14 protein-coding genes and 1 pseudogene are annotated in these 19,307 nt (G+C 36.0%); 10 read left to right on the top strand and 5 right to left on the bottom strand.

Annotation, left to right across the window (positions count from 1 at the left end; all coding sequences use genetic code 11):
- The first annotated feature begins 485 nt into the window (after positions 1-485).
- From rpmH to GTO82_RS09610, 8 genes are all read left to right on the top strand, one after another.
- Positions 486-626, top strand: a complete 141-nt coding sequence (rpmH, locus tag GTO82_RS09645) for a 50S ribosomal protein L34 (RefSeq protein WP_003648141.1) — start codon at positions 486-488, stop codon at positions 624-626.
- A 48-nt stretch (positions 627-674) separates the two neighbouring features.
- Positions 675-1,043: a ribonuclease P protein component gene (gene rnpA, locus GTO82_RS09640; protein ID WP_004898271.1), complete on the top strand. Its 369-nt coding sequence runs from the start codon at positions 675-677 to the stop codon at positions 1,041-1,043.
- 1 nt (position 1,044) lies between these two features.
- Positions 1,045-1,920 (top strand): YidC/Oxa1 family membrane protein insertase, encoded by an 876-nt coding sequence (locus GTO82_RS09635; protein ID WP_004896344.1) that lies wholly within the window; start codon positions 1,045-1,047, stop codon positions 1,918-1,920.
- 110 nt (positions 1,921-2,030) lie between these two features.
- Entirely contained in the window at positions 2,031-3,416 is a 1,386-nt protein-coding gene (gene mnmE, locus GTO82_RS09630; protein ID WP_180873336.1) for a tRNA uridine-5-carboxymethylaminomethyl(34) synthesis GTPase MnmE, read from the top strand.
- A gap of 7 nt (positions 3,417-3,423) precedes the next feature.
- The gene (mnmG, locus tag GTO82_RS09625; RefSeq protein ID WP_135014612.1) at positions 3,424-5,322 is read left to right on the top strand and encodes a tRNA uridine-5-carboxymethylaminomethyl(34) synthesis enzyme MnmG; all 1,899 of its coding nucleotides are present in this window, start codon (positions 3,424-3,426) and stop codon (positions 5,320-5,322) included.
- Between the two features lie 243 nt (positions 5,323-5,565).
- Positions 5,566-7,374, top strand: coding sequence for a pyruvate oxidase (gene spxB / locus GTO82_RS09620; protein WP_180873335.1), 1,809 nt, complete (start codon positions 5,566-5,568; stop codon positions 7,372-7,374).
- A gap of 145 nt (positions 7,375-7,519) precedes the next feature.
- Positions 7,520-8,908: an NADP-dependent phosphogluconate dehydrogenase gene (gene gndA, locus GTO82_RS09615; protein WP_061400312.1), complete on the top strand. Its 1,389-nt coding sequence runs from the start codon at positions 7,520-7,522 to the stop codon at positions 8,906-8,908.
- 99 nt (positions 8,909-9,007) lie between these two features.
- A complete protein-coding gene (locus GTO82_RS09610) occupies positions 9,008-10,561 on the top strand; it encodes a ClC family H(+)/Cl(-) exchange transporter (RefSeq protein WP_180873334.1) in 1,554 nt (517 codons plus the stop codon).
- Positions 10,562-10,646: 85 nt separating this feature from the next.
- Here the strand turns inward: GTO82_RS09610 and GTO82_RS09605 are convergent, their stop codons facing one another.
- Positions 10,647-12,509 carry an endonuclease MutS2 gene (locus tag GTO82_RS09605; protein ID WP_180873333.1) on the bottom strand — a complete coding sequence of 621 codons (1,863 nt, stop codon included), beginning with the start codon at positions 12,507-12,509 and terminating at the stop codon, positions 10,647-10,649.
- Positions 12,510-12,944: 435 nt separating this feature from the next.
- Between GTO82_RS09605 and GTO82_RS09600 the strand changes: the two genes are divergently transcribed.
- Positions 12,945-13,151 carry a hypothetical protein gene (locus tag GTO82_RS09600; RefSeq protein ID WP_014567958.1) on the top strand — a complete coding sequence of 69 codons (207 nt, stop codon included), beginning with the start codon at positions 12,945-12,947 and terminating at the stop codon, positions 13,149-13,151.
- A 217-nt stretch (positions 13,152-13,368) separates the two neighbouring features.
- Here GTO82_RS09600 and GTO82_RS09595 read toward each other — a convergent pair whose 3' ends face one another.
- Together GTO82_RS09595 and GTO82_RS09590 are read right to left on the bottom strand one after the other, a co-directional pair.
- Positions 13,369-13,767, bottom strand: coding sequence for an iron-sulfur cluster biosynthesis family protein (locus tag GTO82_RS09595; RefSeq protein WP_180873332.1), 399 nt, complete (start codon positions 13,765-13,767; stop codon positions 13,369-13,371).
- A gap of 53 nt (positions 13,768-13,820) precedes the next feature.
- Positions 13,821-15,164: pseudogene (locus GTO82_RS09590) on the bottom strand (MFS transporter).
- A gap of 264 nt (positions 15,165-15,428) precedes the next feature.
- Between GTO82_RS09590 and GTO82_RS09585 the strand changes: the two are divergent.
- Positions 15,429-15,842, top strand: coding sequence for a GNAT family N-acetyltransferase (locus GTO82_RS09585; protein WP_004898250.1), 414 nt, complete (start codon positions 15,429-15,431; stop codon positions 15,840-15,842).
- Between the two features lie 70 nt (positions 15,843-15,912).
- On the opposite strand, the gene GTO82_RS09580 is transcribed toward GTO82_RS09585, so the two are convergent.
- Both GTO82_RS09580 and GTO82_RS09575 read right to left on the bottom strand, forming a co-directional pair.
- Positions 15,913-17,181, bottom strand: a complete 1,269-nt coding sequence (locus tag GTO82_RS09580) for an aminotransferase class I/II-fold pyridoxal phosphate-dependent enzyme (protein ID WP_053106777.1) — start codon at positions 17,179-17,181, stop codon at positions 15,913-15,915.
- A gap of 2 nt (positions 17,182-17,183) precedes the next feature.
- Positions 17,184-19,283 carry a putative ornithine decarboxylase gene (locus tag GTO82_RS09575; RefSeq protein ID WP_180873331.1) on the bottom strand — a complete coding sequence of 700 codons (2,100 nt, stop codon included), beginning with the start codon at positions 19,281-19,283 and terminating at the stop codon, positions 17,184-17,186.
- Positions 19,284-19,307 lie beyond the last annotated feature (24 nt).

The raw sequence follows: 19,307 nt of genomic DNA, 5'->3' as shown, positions 1-19,307 counted from the left end.
AAAAATTCCTCCAAATACTGTATTATCCACAGAATAAGTCAAAATAAGTGTAGCATGAATTAAATAAGTTTTCCACAAGTAATAAAAAGAATTAACAAATTCACAGGTATGTGGATAATATAAAAATAGAAATCCACCGAAGTGTGAAATAAAATTTCAAGTTTAAGTTATCCACAGCAATATGTGAGTTTATTATATGCCATAAATCAACACTTTATGCTAAATAAGTTATATTTTCCACAGGGTGTTTATTTTGTTCTAAACAGGGTGTGAATTGTGCATAACTCTGAGAATGATCTTGTTGATAAAAAATAAATAAAAAATTTTAAAAAAGATATCCACAAAAAATAATTTGAAAAATGCTTTAAAAATAACTTTTCTTTTTAGGAAAATTTTGATAAGGCCTTGGTTTTTTCGCGTAAATATGCTATTCTATCTTAGAAATTGTGCTTATTAAGCATTGAAAAACGGAGGTGCAACATTAAATGTCAACTAAGAGAACTTACCAACCTAAGAAGCGTCACCGTTCACGCGTTCATGGTTTTATGAAACGTATGGCTACAGCAAACGGCCGCAAGGTTTTAGCAAGACGCCGTAAAAAGGGTAGAAAAGTCTTATCTGCTTAAGCCACTGAAGCTCAGTGGTTTTTTTAATTTAAGTAAGGATGAACCAGATTGAGAAAAAGCTACCGTGTAAAAACTGAGAGAGACTTTCAAAAAGTTTTTAAAGAAGGACAGTCAATGGCTAATCGCGGCTTTGTTGTCTATACCTTACCCAAAGAAAATCAAAAGCATTTTCGCGTTGGAATTTCTGTTGGGAAAAAAGTAGGTCATACGGCGGTAGCACGTAATCGCCTCAAACGGTTCATTCGTGCTACACTGACAGAACTTAAGCCAGAGATAAGGCCTGATTTAGACTTTTTAGTAATAGCTCGACCTTATGCACGAGATTTTGATATGGGACGAACCAAAAAGAATCTTATTCATGTTTTAAGGTTAGCCAAGGTCTTATCGAGCGAAGAGACGGAAATTGAGGAAAAGTAGAGTGAGAAATCATTTGTCTAAGAAAAATTGGAAACTGATTCTATTAGCTTTAGGAATGCTTGCCTTAACGTTAGTAGTTACAGGTTGTGCATCAACTAATGGAACAAGTGTTGCTCCTATTTCTCATACTAGTGGCAATTGGTGGGATCGGTATATTGTTTACTATATTTCCCAATTTATTCTTTGGATTGCAAGTTTAGTTCATGATTCCTATGGTTGGGCAATCATTATCTTTACTATTATAGTAAGAATAATTTTATTACCATTGAATGCCATTTCTATTAGAAGCATGGCTAAGCAACAAAAAGTGCAACCACAGATGGATGCATTGCGTAAAAAGTATCCAGGTAAGGATGTTGAGTCACGTCAAAAGTTACAAGAAGAAACTAGCAAGTTGTATAAAGAAGCTGGTATTAATCCATATACTGGATGTTTACCAATGTTAATTCAACTACCAGTTATGTATGCTTTGTATCAAGCAATTTGGCGGACTCCACAGTTGCAAAATGGTCGGTTTTTGTGGATGGATTTGGGACGTCCCGATCCATATTACATCATGCCTATCTTGGCGGCTGTATTCACTTTTATGAGTACGTACATCAGTCAGATGTCAACGCCCCAATCCTCACAAAATGGAATGACTAAGGGAATGACATACTTGATGCCTCTTATTATTGGGGTTTCAGCAATTGGTATCCAATCTGCGATTTCACTTTACTGGGTGATTTCCAACTTATTCCAAGTAGTTCAAACCTTTATTTTGCAAAATCCATTCAAGTATCAACGTGAACTTGAGGAACAAAAGAAGGAAGAACGTGAACGTCAGCGCAAAGTTCGTCGCGCATACAAACGTTTAGGACGTAAACAACAAAAATAAATTATCTTTAATTTGAAGATAAAGTAGTCAAAGTGCTTTATCCATCATTATTTTTTGTAGTGGTGGAGTGGGCACTTTTTTTATTGAGATTATTTTATGTAGGTGAAAAAATGGCACAAGTATTAACACAATTTGATACAATCGCTGCAATTTCTACTCCTATTGGCGAAGGAGGTATATCAATTGTTCGTCTATCTGGTGAAGATGCAGTAGCGATTGCTAATAAACTTTTTAAAGGAGCAGATTTAACTCAGGTTTCCTCACATACAATTCATTATGGACATATTGTTGATCCTAAAACTAAGGATGTTGTAGACGAGACAATGGTTAGTGTATTACACGCACCAAAAACTTTCACTCGAGAAGATATGGTTGAAATCAATTGTCATGGTGGAATGATTGTAACTAATGATATTTTGCAGCTACTTTTGGCAAACGGTGCTCGAATGGCTGATCCGGGTGAATTTACTAAGCGCGCCTTTATGAATGGTCGTATTGACTTGACACAAGCTGAATCTGTAATGGATATTGTTCGGGCTAAGACGGATAAGTCTCGTCAAGTTGCTATGACACAATTAGCTGGTGGATTGTTAGGTAAAATCAGAACAATGCGTCAAGAACTTTTAGATACAATGGCTCATGAAGAAGTGAATATTGATTATCCAGAATATGATATGGACGATTTAACTTCTCAAGAAATGAAGAAGAAGGCCGAAGAAGTTTCAAAGCAAATTGATCAATTGCTAAAAACAGCTCAGGAAGGGAAAATTATCCGTAATGGTCTAGCAACGGCTATCGTGGGAAGACCAAATGTTGGTAAATCCTCTCTTTTAAATTATTTAACGCAGGACGATAAGGCAATTGTTACTGATATTGCGGGAACAACAAGAGATACACTTGAAGAATATGTTTCTGTTAAAGGCGTACCGCTGAAGCTGATTGATACTGCTGGGATTCACCATACAGAAGACAAGGTCGAAAAAATTGGAGTTGAACGTTCAAAGAAAGCTATCGCTGAAGCTGATTTGGTGCTTTTACTTCTGGATGCAAGTCAAGATTTAACAGACGAAGATAAAAAATTATTAAATTTAACTGCTAATAAAAAACGAATTATCATTTTAAACAAACAAGATCTAGGCACAAAAATTTCCCAGGAAATGATAAGAGAAATTACTGATAATCCAATTATTGTAACTTCAATCTTAAAGCAAGAAAATATGGATGCGCTTGAGAATGCAATTGAGCAATTATTCTTTAGCGGAATAGAAAATTCACAAAATCAAATCTTGGTAACAAATCAAAGACAAGCTGGTTTATTAGCCAAAGCAAAGCAATCTTTAGAAGACGTTGTCAATGGAATTGATGATGCAATGCCTTTAGATTTGGTTCAAATTGATCTCAAAAATGCTTGGGATACTTTGGGTGAAATTACTGGTGAAAGTGCACCTGATGAATTAATTACCCAATTATTTAGTCAATTCTGTCTTGGAAAGTAGGATGAAAATGAAGACTTACGAATCAAATGAATATGATGTAATTGTTGTTGGAGCAGGCCATGCGGGAGTAGAAGCAGCCTTAGCATCAGCACGAATGGGAGAAAAGACGCTTCTTTTAACGATCAATTTAGACATGGTAGCTTTCATGCCATGTAATCCATCAGTTGGTGGACCAGCAAAGGGCACTGTTGTGCGTGAAATCGATGCTCTTGGCGGAGAAATGGGTAAAAATATTGATGCCACTTATATTCAAATGAGAATGCTCAATACAGGTAAGGGTCCGGCTGTTAGAGCATTGAGGGCACAAGCCGATAAATGGCAATATCATGAGCGTATGAAAGATACAATTGAAAACGAGCCTAATTTAACTTTACGTCAAGCTGTTGCAGATGAGTTGATCGTTGAAGATGGAGTATGTAAAGGGTTGATTACTAATACTGGTGCAAAGTACTATGCTAAAAGCGTTGTCTTGACCACAGGAACAGCTGCTAGAGGAAAAATTATTATTGGAGAATTGGCTTATTCTTCAGGTCCTAATAACTCACTTCCATCTATTAAATTACCTGAAAATCTTGAAAAGTTAGGCTTTAAATTACGTCGTTTTAAGACTGGTACTCCTCCTCGAGTGGATGGAAATACTATTGATTATTCAAAAACTCAAGAAGAGCCTGGAGACAAAGAACCAAGACATTTTTCTTACACTAGCAAAGATAGTGATTACCTAGAAGATCAAATGTCTTGTTATATGACTTACACTAATACCGTAACGCATGATATTATTCGTGCAAATCTTGATCGTGCTCCAATGTTTTCTGGGGTTATCAAGGGTGTAGGCCCACGTTACTGTCCTTCAATTGAAGATAAGGTAGTTCGTTTTGCAGATAAAGATCGTCACCAAATTTTCTTGGAACCAGAAGGACGCCATACTAAGGAAATATACGTAGGTGACTTTTCTACTTCAATGCCTGAAGAAGTACAATTGAAGATGCTTCATAGTGTTGCTGGTCTAGAAAAAGCAGAATTAATGCGCCCAGGATATGCAATTGAATATGACGTAATTGAACCTTGGCAATTAAAGCATACATTAGAGACAAAAAATATTAAGCACCTCTTCACTGCTGGTCAAATGAACGGAACATCGGGTTATGAAGAAGCAGCCGGTCAAGGATTAATTGCTGGTATCAATGCAGCCTTAAGTGCTCAAAATAAGCCTGGATTTACTTTACAACGTGATGAAGCATATATTGGGGTCTTAATTGATGACTTAGTAACTAAAGGAACAAATGAACCATATCGTTTGCTAACTAGCCGGGCAGAATATCGTCTTCTTCTTCGTCACGATAATGCAGATTTGCGTTTGACTGAAAAAGGTCATGAATTAGGCTTGATTTCAGAAGATCGTTATAAGGAATTCCAAGATAAAAAGCAAGCTATTTCCCAGGCAATGGAAGCTATTAAGAAAGTTACCATTCACCCTACTGATGAGGTTCAAGAATATTTAGCTAGTGTTAAGCAAGATCGTTTGAATGCAGGAGTTAGCGGCGCAGACTTTTTGAAGCGACCACGTGTAACTTTTGATGCAGTTGAAAAATTAAGTGGCGAAACTTTAGCTACTGATCGCTATGTAAAAGAACAAGTTGAAATTGCATTGAAATATGAAGGTTATATCAAGAAAGAAAAGACCTTGGTTGATCGTTTGCATCGACTTGAATCAAAGAAAATTCCAGTAGATATTGACTACAATGCAATTCCAAGTTTGGCAACTGAGGCACGTCAAAAATTTGAAAAGATTCGTCCTGAGTCAATTGCTCAAGCTGAAAGAATTTCTGGTGTAAATCCGGCTGATTTGGCAATATTAACGGCATATATTCAACAAGGCCGAATTGCAAAGGTGAAAAATAAATAATTAGTTTTAAAGCAAAAAAATAAAAAATTTTTTTGCTTTTTTTGTTGAGTATGATCACTTAATCACAGTTTAAAGTTGCTACCTAGTGATAAGTTGTGAAAGAAGAGTAAATAGTTTGTGAATTAATTATTTTTGATAATGAGTAAATACAGGACTAGCAGCGATAGCAACCGCTTTCAATTATGTTACAAATGTGCTTTAATCAAGGTGTAAGAAAAAACATTAAGGAGATGCTTATAGACTATGACAAAGATTAGTGGCTCAGATGCAATGTTCCAAGTCTTATATGACTGGGGTATTGACCATATATACGGTTTTCCAGGCGGCTCATTTGACTCAACAATGAATGCAATTCATAATTGGCGAGATAAGATAAAGTTTATTGAAGTAAGACATGAAGAAGCTGGTGCCTTAGCAGCTTCTGCTGAATACAAAATTAGTGGAAAAGTAGGAGTTTGTTTTGGTTCTGCAGGTCCTGGTGCCGTTCACTTAATGAATGGACTTTATGATGCAAAATATGACAAGACACCAATGGTTGCAATTGTTGCTAATGTTCCAACAAGTCGTCAAGATATTGATTTCTTCCAAGCTTTTGATGAAAAGCCATGGTTTGATCCAGTCGCTGTTTGGAATCACCAAGCAAAGACAGCGGAAGCTATTCCAGTTTTAATGGATGAGGCAATTCGTCAAGCTTATCAAAAGAAGGGTCCAGCTGTTTTAATCTTACCGAAAGACTTTGGTTGGGATAAGATTGAAGATAACTTCCGTAATAATGCTGCAGCACACAAGATCGTTCCTAATTTCCCAGCACCACGTAAGGAACAAATTGATAAAGCACTTGAATTAATTAAAGAAGCTAAAAATCCAATTGTTTACTTTGGTCATGGTGCCCAAGATGCTAGTGCAGACTTAAAGGAATTTTCTGATAAATTTAAGATGCCACTAGTCTCATCAGTTTTAGGAAAAGGAATTGTTGAGGATGGGTTCCCAGCATATATGGGTTCAATTGGTCGTGTGGGTGCTAAGCCAAGTAATGACATTCAAACTCATGCTGATTTAGTAGTTTGGGTTGGTAACAATTCACCATTCTCTATCTTCTTCTTCAATCCTAAGGCAAAAGTAATTCAAATTGATATTAATTCAGAAAGATTGGGTAAGCGTCATGCTGTAACTGTTCCAATGTTAGCTGACTCCAAGAAAACTTTACGTGCCTTAATTGAAGCAGGTGAAGGGCGTGCAGAATCTCCATTATACAAGGCTGCTCTTGCTGATCGTGAAAACTGGGAAGCTTGGCTTGAGAGCTTTAATGATTCAGACGAAATCCCAATGAGAGTAGAACCAATTTTTGATGTAATCAATAAAAAGGCTGCTAATGATGCCGTATTTGCAGTAGATGTAGGTAATGTAAATATTAACTTTGATCGCCTGATGCACCTACATGATGATCAGAAATGGACTACCTCCGGCTTATATGCAACTATGGGCTATGGCGCTCCAGCTGCTTTAGCTGCTGCTACTATTTATCCAAAGCGTGAGGTTTGGAACTTAGCTGGTGATGGTGGCTTTGCCATGATGAACCAAGAGCTTTTAACCCAAGCACGCTACAATATGCATATTATTAATGTGGTCTTCACAAATGAAACTTTGGGTTATATTGAAGCGGAACAAGTCGATGAGTCTCATCAACCATTATCTGGTGTAAAACTTCCTGATAATGATTGGGCTATGTCTGCTGAAGGTATGAATGTAAAAGGCTTTACTGTTCGTACTAAGAGAGAATTTGAAGACGCAGTCGCTGCAGCTCAACAAATGGAAGGTCCAGTTTTGATCGACTGTAAGATTACTCATGACATGCCATATTCAACTGAATTAAATACTTTAGACGATCCAGCTTTCGTTGCTAAATATGATGCTCAAGCTTTGAAGCCATTTAGTTACTTCGCTGGTAAGTATGGTGTTGAGGCTGATGCCGCTTCTGGTGCATCAGAACATACTGAAGCCGAGCCAGTTGAAGCTAAAGAAGATGCTTCATCAGGTGCATCACGCCATTAATTTCCTAGGAAATAATTAAATAAAGAGTTCACATAGCTGGACTCTTTATTTTTTTAATAAAAAGTAAGCAAAATTGTGCGAAATTCATAATAAAAAAGTATACTAGTAGATGAACGAATTTTATTAAATATGTGGAGGCAAAAATATGCAACAATTTGGGGTTATTGGCTTGTCCGTTATGGGGAAAAACCTTGCCTTAAACGTTAAAAATCATGGCTACTCTGTCTCTGGATTTTCAATTGATAAGCCAGAGGTTGATGCTTTAGCAAAATATGAAGATAAGAATTTAAAGCCAACTTATACTTGGGAAGAATTTGTTAATTCACTAGAAAAGCCACGAAAAATCTTGATTCAAATCATGGCTGGTAAACCAGTTGATGAAACTTTACAAAAACTATTGCCTCTTTTAGATAAGGGCGATATTTTAATTGACGGTGGTAATTCTAATTTCCATGATACTAATCGTCGCTATAAGGAAATGGAAAAGCATGGTATTCACTTCATTGGTATGGGTGTTTCTGGCGGTGAAGAAGGAGCTTTGAACGGTCCTGCCTTAATGCCAGGTGGTGATGAAAAAGCTTATGAAGAAGTAGCGCCAATCCTTGAAGCTATGGCTGCCAAGACTCCAACTGGTCAACCATGTGTCGGATACATTGGACCAGCAGGTAGTGGTCACTATGTGAAGATGGTTCACAACGGTATTGAATATGGTATTATGCAGATTATTTCTGAAGTATACGATGTTCTCCGCACCGTTGGTCATTATTCAAACGATGAAATGAGTGAAATCTTTAAGAATTGGGATAAGGGTGGTTTACAAGCTTATTTAATTGAAATCACTTCTAAGGTCTTAAAACAAAAGGATAACTTAACTGATGATCATATTATTGATCATATCTTAAATGAAGCTTCTTATAAGGGAACTGGTAACTGGATGCTTGAAGATGCAATTCGTTTAGGTGCTCCAATTACTGTAATTGCAGAAGCCGTTCTTGCTCGTTTTATGTCAAAAGCAACTTTGAGAAATGATCCTGAACCAAAGATTGACCCAGAGAAAGCTCCAAAGGACTTAGTTGATCAACTTGCAAAAGCCTTATACTTAGCTATGGCTGTTTCATATGGTCAAGGATTTGAGCAATTAACGATGGCTGCAAAAGCTTATAACTGGCGCTTGCACTATTCAACTATTGCCCAAAACTGGGAAGCTGGTTGTATCATCCGCTCACAAATGCTTCATGATATTAAGTTTGCTTACAATGCTGATAAGGACTTACCTAACTTATTCAAGGCACCATTCTTTGATAAGGTAAAGAAAGAAAATATTGGTGCTCTTAGAGATGTGGTTAAAATTGCTGCTGATGCTGGTGTACCAACCCCAACTCTTAGTGCGGCTTTGAATTACTTAGAATCTATTTTTAACCCACGCTTACCTCAAAATATTATTCAAGGTCAACGTGATTACTTTGGTGCACACACTTACCAAAGAAATGATCGTCCAGGTACTTTCCATACTGAATGGTACGAAGAAAAATAATAATGTTTCACATGAAACTAAAAAAGTCACTACAGATGTAGTGGCTTTTTGCGTTAAAATAGAGCAGGATCTAATAAATAGGGATGTAGGTAAGTAAGAATGAGGAAAGAAGAAAAAGATAATCTAAAATTGATGCTGCAGGCATTAATTGTAGGACTAATTGCTGGTGCCGTAGTTGGACTATTTAGATTTGGAATTGAAAAGACGTCTGCTTTTTGGCTCTATCTTTTTAAAGAGGCCCATAATAATCCAGTTTGGTTTGTTGCAATTGTTCTTGGGTTAGCCGCAGTAGGGATCATAGCGGGGTATTTTGTTAAACAGTATCCACATGTTGGAGGATCCGGTATTCCGGAAGTTAAATTACAGCTTCAAGGTAAACTACAACTTAAATGGTGGCAGATTTTGTGGAGGAAGCTAATTGGGGGAATTTTAGTAATTGGAACAGGCTTGTTTTTAGGTCCTGAAGGACCATCCCTTCAACTTGGTTCATCTATTGGCCAAGGAGTCGGTGAGAAGCTAAAACAAAGTAAATATAACCAAAGGGTGTTACTTGTAACGGGAGCTGCAAGTGGTTTATCAGCTGCATTTGGAGCACCATTGAGCGGAGCACTATTTGTTTTAGAAGAAATTTTTCATAATTTTTCACCTCGAGTTTGGATGAATTCTTTGGTAGGAGCAATTGCCGCTAATTTTATGGTGTCATACTTTTTTGGATTACATCATGCGTTAGGGATGCCATATGACCATTCATTTCCAATTTATTTGTACTGGCATTTGGTAATTTTAGGAATTATTCTTGGATTATTAGGCCATTTATATAAAAAAGGCTTATTTGGGTTAAAGAAAGTCTATTTAAAAGTCACATGGTTACCACGTTGGCTACATGGTTTAATTCCGTTAGCGATTTTAATTCCAATTATGTATTATTGGCCATTAATCACTGGACCAGGTAATCGATTAATTTTGTCCTTACAAAAAATGATCACTCAAGGTGGATGGACATTAGTTGGAATTTTAGCATTTTACTATGTGCTGCGAATTGCATTTTCAATTATTTCTTATGATTCAGGGTTACCTAGTGGTATATTTTTGCCAATTTTAACTATGGGTGCTCTAATTGGAGCAACCTATGGTACATTAATGGTACAACTTGGCTTAATGCCCGCACACTTAGTTATTAACTTAATAATTTTTTCAATGGCAGGTTATTTTGCAGCGATAATTCGCGCACCATTTACAGCAATTATTTTAATTACTGAAATGGTCGGATCGCTTCTTCACTTAATGCCACTAGCTGTTGTGGCGTTTATTGCACTTTTAATTGATCAAATTCTTGGTGGAAAGCCAATTTATGATAGTTTAGCAGCTGCCATGCTGCCAGAAACACGTTTACAGCCAATATCAGGTGAAGAAGATGAATTAGATATCCCAGTATATGAAAATAGTAAGTTAGTAGATCAGGAAATTAAGAATATTAAATGGCCAAATAATGTACTTGTTAGAACTATTAGAAGAGGAAGTCGAGAAATAATTCCTCACGGAGATACCGTAATTGTAGCAGGAGATTTATTAATTCTTAGTGTTGACCATAACAAACGATCAGCTGCTTATGATGCAATGAAAGAACTGCAGGGCGTAGAACTTGATGGATAAAAATATCTGAATAAACACAAATAAGCTCTCTAGCTTAAAGTAAGCTGGAGAGCTTATTTTTATAATTATTTAAATAGTTGTGTTATTACTTTTTCAACTTCTTCCAGGCCTTTTTAGAACCGCGATCTAAATCCTTGTTTAGTTTATATTCTTGCCAATCTTGAACAAATAATAAATCAAGGTTATAACCTGCAGGATAAAGTTCTTCAGCTTTTCGAACTAATTTTGCCCCTTTTAAGGGTACAGTCTCAAAAGTTCTATTAACGAAAACCACAATCTGATTCGCTATATCAGCATTCTCATAAAAGAGTACTTCTTGGTGATATTTTGGTACTTTAATTCGATCACCCTTTTTAAAAGAAGGTAGGGATTTAACTTTTTTCGGCTTATTCTTAAATTTAAGATTAGCTTGTTTTAGAGGAAAGATTCCTGTGTTTAAGAAATCTTTAGCTTCTGACAGTACGTTTTCAGGCATACCACTTTTTTCTGCAATCCAGAGAGCACGACTGGCGCCTACTTGATTTAGAAGTAGTTTATACGTGGGATGTAGTGTCTGTAAGTCAAAGTCCATTGCTGCTGTAATAAAAGCAGGATTTTTAGTTGAATAATCTTTTATAGCGCTATAGTGGGTAGTTGCTAAGATTAGGCATCCTTTTAGCTGCAGGGTTTGTAAAATAGCAATAGCAAGGGCTGCACCTTCATTGGGATCCGTTCCACTACCCAGTTCGTCTAACAAAATCAGACTGCTTGGAGTGGCCTTTTGAACAATCTCTGCCATCTTTTTCATTTCAGCAGAAAATGTTGAGAGAGAGTTATCTAAGTCTTGATGATCACCAATTGAAGTATAAATTTCTGTCATAAGCGGAATGGAACACGGTGCTGCACTAGGTAAGAAGAGACCAAATTCAGTCATTGCAGTGGCTAAGCCAACAGTTTTGAGTGTGACAGTTTTCCCACCTGCATTCGGTCCAGTAATAATTAAGCCATGTTTAGTTGGATCTAACTTAAGGGATAGAGGAACGGGATTACTTAACAAGGGATGCTTCATTCCGTTCAATTGAAGCTCATTTTGTTCATTTAAAATTGGTCGTTTGCCACCAATAGCATGCGAATATTTTGCGCGTGCTAAGATACAATCTAGATCAACAATAACAGTAAGATTGGCTTCAAAATGAGTTAGCTCATTATAGATTTTTGCTGTTAAATTTCCAAAAATTTGAGATTCAATTAAGTAAATCTGATTTTCGACTGTAGTTTTTTCTTGGGTAAGATGAATTATCTTGGTTGGCTCAATGAAAACAGTGGTCCCATTATTAGATTGATCAATAATATTTCCACCAAAAGTATGCTTAAAACTTGTCTTAACAGGAAGAGTATAGTGATTATCTTTTTGAATAATCTGAAAATCTTGCAACATTGATTGGGACTTTTTTGTCTGCAAGTATTTCTGTAGGGTTTCCTTGATAGTTGTATTTAATTTACTACTTCTTTGGCGTAGTTTAGTCAGATCTTTATCGGCTCGATCTGAAACCTCTCCGCGTTCAATATCTCGATAAATTACTTCTTCTAATTTATCGAGAATAGTTAGACTATCACAATAGCTTGCCATAATCGGAACGCTACTTCTTTGTTTATCAAAAAAGCGTACTAATAAGCGGGTAACCCGTATAAAGTCGGCAACTTGTTCTAGTTCTCGAGGCTTTAAGATATATCCCTTTTTCACTTTATTGATAATTGGGGTAAAAGCATCTGAATTAATAAAAGGGATGTGTAGGCCGTGATCTAAAATCCAGACCATTTCTTCCGTTTCATCTAATAACGCATTTGCTTTGACTAACTTATTTGCAAGTGGTTGAGCTAAAATTTTCTCCTTAGCCTCTGGTGAAACAGCATAGTGAGCTACAAGTTTACGTACACGTGAAAATTCGATTTCGTCAGTATTATTCAATTTTTATTTTTCTCCTTAAGAAAATAGATTTTAAATTTGGTTTTCTCAAGGGAAGGTAAATTAGTCCCTTGAGACTAAAATACAATTAGCATCATATAGCAATATGTCCTTTTCTAAATTATTGATTCTAATGATATAACATTTTTTCGAAAAAAGCACTGGGGGGAAGAAAAGAATTAAGTGTATATCAATATCTTTGCAGTAGAGTATAAAATAATTTGATGAACGAATAAAAAAGATAAGAAGTCGAGTTGATTCTAATGAGTTTTCGGCAAATAAAAACCACCGACTTTACAATTGCCAGTGGTATAATAAAATTAGGAATAAAGATATTGCGAAACATGAGTTTAGTCATGCAGAGCGTGGGCGGTCTTAGTGACCGTCTTTTTTGTTAAATAAGGTCTTTATGAGTCATCTATTATAGAGGTGATCAAGGTGGACACAAGAGTTGATAATAGAATCTCAGCTGGTATAAAACAAAAGGCTAGCAAAGCGTTAGCAGATCCTGCTCTCCCAAAATATTGGGACATTCCTAATGTGAAAACAATGAACTCTATTGAAGAAGCAATAGATGATTTAAAAACTAATAAATTAGAGGGAACAATGTCTTATCCTGAATTAGAGAAACTGCTAGATGAGTAAAGTTTTTCGACTAGTTGATTTAAAAATCGGCATAGAGGTAAATATATTTAATCGGGATAAGTACCAATTCTAATTTATGTAGATAATAATAAAACTTTATAGGAATAAGTCTTATGTACTTTTTATTTTTGGGTCAAGGTTACGCGACTCCTTTTTTACCACCCACTTAAAGTAAAGAAAAACTCTCAAAATTATATTTGAGAGTAAAAGTTATTTATTAACAATTTTTTTGATCAATAATTCCTTCTTTAGCTCTTTCTGCTAAAAAACTTGCCTTTGTTATTTTTACGGCGCCAGTTAAGATGCCCGAATCATTACGTAAACGTAAGGTGGTATTATGAATATCAAGGATCAAATTATCACCGAGAAATGCTAAATCGTAGTCAGAAGTATAAATTTCAAAATTAGCATTATTTTCAATTTTTACTGAGTAGCGTGGATCGTGTTTCATTGTATCAAGTGAGATTAATGAATAATCCATGCCGATATTACATGATCCACCTTCAATTGAGTAGTCGCCACCACCGCCATCAACAATTAAAAGTATTTCATGTTTGTTATAATCACGGTTTTTAAGAAAATCGATTGCATCTTGGCTAATTGTCATTTTTACCATAGAAATCACCCTAATCCTTTCTAAGCTTAATTTTAAGAAAAAGTAGTATCAAATCAATTATTTTGTTTGAATTGGGGTGAAGTTTCAGGAGCCCAGATTAAGCAGATGACAAAGGCAGCAAAGAGAACAAAAGCACAAGTGATCATTGCCAGATGTGCTCCACCTAGATTAGTTAAAATAGGCAATAGGAAAGTACCAGCTGCTGCCCCAAAACGACTAATTGTGATACAAGTTCCAACTCCTGTTCCTCGAACTTTAATATCAAATAGCTCAGTTGGATAAGGGTAGTCAAGTACTAATCCAGACGATAAAACAATTGCAAATATACAAAAGATAATCAATTGAATATTAGAATTAATATTTTTATTGACTGCTAGGAAACCAATCAAGAGACTTGAGAGTAAAAAGTTACTAATTAAAAATGCACGTCGACTAATTTTGTTAAAAATTAAAATTCCAAAAAGTACTCCAATGAACATACCGCCATTATAGATAATGCCGGAAACTTTTTGATCAGTAACATGCATACTTTGTAAGAGAATCGGAAGAAAAATACTGATACCAAAGAATGCAAAGGCTTGGCAAGCATAGAAAAGGCCACCGACTAAAGTTTGTCGCAAATATTTCCTGGAAAATAATATTGTCCAAGAGACTTCCTTGACGGGTTTAGCCTTTTTTAATTTTTGAGGAAGGCCCCATTTATGTCCCATATGTTTTTTGATAACTTTGTTAGCTTTTTCACTTTACCACGACTAGCAAGCCAACTTGGTGAAGCAGGTAAGGGGAAAATGGATCTAAATATAGCGGCAATAAACGCTGGAATTGCACCGGTAGATAAAATGATTTGCCAATTATAAGAACCAAAGCCAGTAATAAAGGTTCCTGTTAAATATGAAGCAATGAATCCAATGGTCCAATAAATAAGAAGATGGCTTTGTCTTTTACTATCTTCGCCTTTAGGCAGCCATTCTGTTAAGAGAGCATTTCCCACTGTATAGTCGACAGCAATCATTAAACCAATCAGAATTCTAATAATAAAAATAAGTATTAAGTTATTAGTTAACAATTGGGTTAATGATAGAAATCCTAGGATATACATATTTAGCATTAATAATTTTCGTCTGCCAATTTTATCAGACAGGCGTCCAATTAAGATGCTTCCCGCTAAACCTATTAAAGATCCGGCGCCAATTAATCCAGTCCATAGATCACTGATTGTAATATATTTACTTGCGCTAGAAAGAGCAGTCCCAGAAATACCTAGGGAAAAACCACAGGCAATTTGCCCTAATAATACAGCAGTAAATACCCGTAGATGAATGGGCATCAGCGGAGCCTTTTTATAGTTCTTTTTTTTCTTTGATAGTATTTGTATTGTTCAAATTTTCTTTTTGCATAATATGAGTTAAAGCACTTAGATTAACTCGAAAAAGTCCTCCTTAAAAAATATAAGTATATCTTCCACCCTAACAAAAAAATTTAATTGGTGCAAAAATATATTAATTTTAAATTAAATATTGACAATGATATTAATAACATATTAACATTGTTAAAAATAAGAAAGCAGGTAAGATAATGAGATTACGTAGAAAAGCTAGCCAATTTAGTCATTAATCAGGAGTTTATTTCTCCTGATGTTTTAAATAGAAATTAGGTTAGTTATGTCAGAAGAAGTAATTATTAGAAAATATAAAAATATAGACTATGTTCAATTATGCAAAGTACATGATCAAGCCAGAATGCAAGAATTAATTGTAGGTAATGCGGTTGATCTGTATGCTCCACTTGAAGTGGCAGTGTATAAAGAGGAACTGTTTTCGGAAACAATTTATGTGGCTGTGATTGATAGCAAAATAGTAGGTTTTGTGGCTTTTAGAGAAAACGAACTAGGCTATATTTATGTGTTAAATGAATTTCAAGGAAGAGGAATTGGTGGTAAATTACTGGATACTGTAATTCCTTGCTTAGAACGTCCCGCTTTTTTAGAGGTCTTTTCCACAAATATCAAGGCGAAAAGATTATATCGGAGTCGTGGATTTGTAGAAGAGACTAAAGAAAAAATGATTTTGCATTAACTTAATAAAGAGACCAAAAAACGGTCAGTGGATGATGTTCACTGACCGTTTTTAAGGATACTAATATGTACTAATCTTTTTTATAGAAAGTTTCTTCTACAGCATGAGTGATGGCAATCTTGTCATGGGCATAAGAAAGACCACCTTGTACGTAAAGACGGTATGGCGGACGCATTGGACCGTCTGAAGATAATTCGATCGTAGAACCTTCAGTAAAGCTTCCTGAGGCCATAACAACGTCATCTTCGTAACCATCTTGGTGATATGGAATAGGATCAACAAATGAGTTCATTGGTGAATAGTGTTGAATAGCAGCACAGAACTTAACCATTGGATCTGGTTCGCCGAAGGTTACAGTTTGAACGATATCAGTTCTTGGATCATTCCACTTAGGTGCAACTTTCATTCCCATTTCTTCACAAAGAGCAGCAGTATAAATCATACCCTTTAAGGCTTCCCCAGTAGTGTGAGCTGCCATAAAGAATCCTTGATACATGTCTCTTAAATAGCCCCATGTAGCGCCTTCTCCTTTACCAGCACCAGGGACGTTAAGGCGTGAGCCTGCTCCTTCAATGAGATCTTTTTTACCAACAAGGAAGGCACCCGCTTTAACGATTCCGGCACCTGCATTCTTAAATAGAGAACCCGCCATCATATCAGCACCATAGAAAGTTGGTTCTTCTGATTCAGAAAATTCGCCGTAACAATTATCAACGAAGATTTTTACGTCTGGACGAACTTCTTTAATAAACTTAAGCATCTTCTTGATTTTTTCCATTGTAAAGCTTGCACGAACAGCGTAACCAAGAGAACGTTGAATAGTTACAACTTTAATTTTTGGATCTTGCAAGTCTTTTCTAGCTTGTTCATAGTCAACTTCACCGTTATCAAGTAAATCAGTGTGCTTAAAGTCAATACCCCATTCTTTCATGTTGCCTGGTTTGTCACCAGCTAAGCCAATAACTTCTTGAATAGTGTCATATGGCATACCAGTTAAGTAGTAGAGCGTATCGCCAGGGCGGAGCATACTAAATAGACCAACAGCAATAGCATGAGTTGCTGAAGAGAATTGAGGGCGTACTAATGCATCATCGGTTTTGAAATAGTCGGCATACATTGCTTCTAGTTTATCACGGCCAACATCATCATAACCGTAACCAGTAGAAGGCACTAAATCTTCTTCTCCAACACGATGCTTTCTAAATATATCCAAAACACGTTGTTGGTTATAGAATACTTGCTCATCAATTTCTTCTAGACGAGGTTCAATCATTTTATCGACTTTATCGACTTTTTCCTTTAATTCGGTTGGTAAGTTTTCTTTCCAAGATAAAACCATTACTAATTCTCCTTTAATACTTCTGCTTGTACTCTTATTTTACCATCTGATTTTTGATCCCAGTAGACTCCCTGAATTTCAGGTACAAAGCCTGGGAAACGCTCGATAGCACCTACTAAAACTTCAAAATATTTTTGATCAATATTGCTCCATTTTTCGCCGGGCGCAACAATGAACACCCCTGGTGGATAGGGTAAGGCACCTTCAGCCGCAATTCGACCTTTAATATCCTCTAAGTTAACTAATTCACTTTCATTTTTCATGAAGAGATAGTCAGCATGCTCGGGAGTCATTTGATAATTTTGCATGTCTGGTTTAGCAAATAATTCTTGCTGGAGGGTAAAGGTATTATTTCCCCGGTAATATTCATGCATTTCTTGGCAAAGCTGTTTTAAAGTATAACCTTTGTAGCGATCACCATATACTTTGGTTAGCTTAGGGAGCACTTTTTCTAGAGGTGCATCCTCGTTATAGTACTGCTCAAATTCTAAGAATGCATTTAGTAAGATAGCTAATTCAGCTTTCGTATCTCCCGGCGTTAATAAGAAAAGAAGAGAATATAGGTCATCTTTTGCGCGAATAATCCGCTTCTCCATTAGAAATTCTGCGACAACTGGTCCAGGAATTCCTGTTTCTTCATATTTTGCATTTTTAACATCAATTCCAGGAGTTACAACAGTAATTTTTAGAGGATCGATCATGGCCTGACCAGGCGCAATTTTGCTAAATCCATGCCAAAGATTAGTGGAATCTAAATTCCAGTACTTTTCATTTGTAGCTAACTCATCAGTACTAATATTTTCAAAATTATCAATTACTAGTGGCTTAAATAATTTTGATTTTTTAATTAATTCTTTCCGCCATTCAATTCCTAAGCGTAAGATTCGGTCCCACCATTTTTTATTACCCTCACCGCTGGTTAAATATGAGTTAACGGTGAGTGAGGCATAAAGGGGATAAGAGTAACTTGATGTAACAAATTTAAGATAAGCGTGGTTAAAGTGTTTATGATCAACGTAACGTTTCTGGCCTTTAATATGAGCATCCTTTTTCAAAATTTGTGAGGCTTGGCCCATCCCAGCTTGTTGTTTATGAAGTGATTGAGTTACTAAAATACCCGGATCTTCTGGCCCACAGTCTAAGTTGAGGGGAGACAGGTGATTCATAATTGGAACAAACTGTTCGAATCCACCCCAAGCACAATCAAAAAGAATGTAATCGCATAGTTTACCAATTTTATCAATCATCCACTTCGCGTCATAAAAGAGTCCATCATATGTCTCTGATTGAATGATAGCTAGTCTAAATGGACGCTTAGCTTTAGCTTTTTCAGGGTCAACTTTAGCAATTTCAGCGCGAATTTTTTCTTCACTTAAGAAGTTAGGATCCATTTCTCCAATTAATCCAAGCGCATTACGATCGGTTGGAATATATACTGGTTTGGCACCAGTCATTACTAAGGCACTGTTATAGAGGGATTTATGATTATTTCGATCAAAAAGAACTAAGTCATCTTTGGTTAATAGAGCACTTGCACAAATTGAATTTGCACTCGTTGTTCCATTAGTACAGAAATAAACTTTGTCGGCGTGGTAAGTTTCGGCGGCTTTTTGCTCAGCAGTTAAAGGTGTTCCTTCGTGGGTCATGGTATCGCCTAATTCTGGTACTGTATCACTGGTATCAGCAAACATGAGGTTTTTACCAAAGAAGCGATTAAATACTACTCCCGCCGGATGTTTTTCGTAATATAAGCCATTATGATGACCTGGTGTAGTAAAACTAACTGGACGATCTTCTGCAAAATTGACCAAATCAGTTAAAAATCCAGGAACCATTTCTGATGTATATTGATTTGCGGCATCGATTATTTGATTTTTTTCATTATTAGAAATTGTTTCATGTGAAACTTTAATAATAGGAATTCCAAGCCCTGATTTTTTTTGTAAATCTTGAGCAGTTTTAAGACTACTTTTATCAGTCTCTGCTACAACAATAGCGGCAAGTTCACTAGCTTGAATTTCATCGTTCAAATTAGTAGTTTGCCATGAATTAAAATCATTATTTTTTAGTTGATTGCTTAACGCAATTTTTAGAAAATTCATTTAATCACCTTGTTTTCCTATATA

Origin of the sequence: Lactobacillus johnsonii, from assembly GCF_013487865.1 — a bacterium.
Taxonomy (GTDB): Bacteria; Bacillota; Bacilli; order Lactobacillales; family Lactobacillaceae; genus Lactobacillus; species Lactobacillus johnsonii_A.
The sequence above is the reverse complement of the archived record's forward strand: the minus strand, read 5'-3'. Positions and strand labels throughout refer to the sequence as shown.

Excerpts from the sequence above, each read along its gene's own strand:
- rpmH (WP_003648141.1), top strand. The coding sequence starts at position 486 with ATGTCAACTAAGAGAACTTACCAACCTAAGAAGCGTCACCGTTCACGC.
- mnmE (WP_180873336.1), top strand. The coding sequence starts at position 2,031 with ATGGCACAAGTATTAACACAATTTGATACAATCGCTGCAATTTCTACT.
- mnmG (WP_135014612.1), top strand. The coding sequence starts at position 3,424 with ATGAAGACTTACGAATCAAATGAATATGATGTAATTGTTGTTGGAGCA.
- spxB (WP_180873335.1), top strand. The coding sequence starts at position 5,566 with ATGACAAAGATTAGTGGCTCAGATGCAATGTTCCAAGTCTTATATGAC.
- gndA (WP_061400312.1), top strand. The coding sequence starts at position 7,520 with ATGCAACAATTTGGGGTTATTGGCTTGTCCGTTATGGGGAAAAACCTT.
- GTO82_RS09610 (WP_180873334.1), top strand. The coding sequence starts at position 9,008 with ATGAGGAAAGAAGAAAAAGATAATCTAAAATTGATGCTGCAGGCATTA.
- GTO82_RS09595 (WP_180873332.1), bottom strand. The coding sequence starts at position 13,767 with ATGGTAAAAATGACAATTAGCCAAGATGCAATCGATTTTCTTAAAAAC.
- GTO82_RS09585 (WP_004898250.1), top strand. The coding sequence starts at position 15,429 with ATGTCAGAAGAAGTAATTATTAGAAAATATAAAAATATAGACTATGTT.
- GTO82_RS09580 (WP_053106777.1), bottom strand. The coding sequence starts at position 17,181 with ATGGTTTTATCTTGGAAAGAAAACTTACCAACCGAATTAAAGGAAAAA.
- GTO82_RS09575 (WP_180873331.1), bottom strand. The coding sequence starts at position 19,283 with ATGAATTTTCTAAAAATTGCGTTAAGCAATCAACTAAAAAATAATGAT.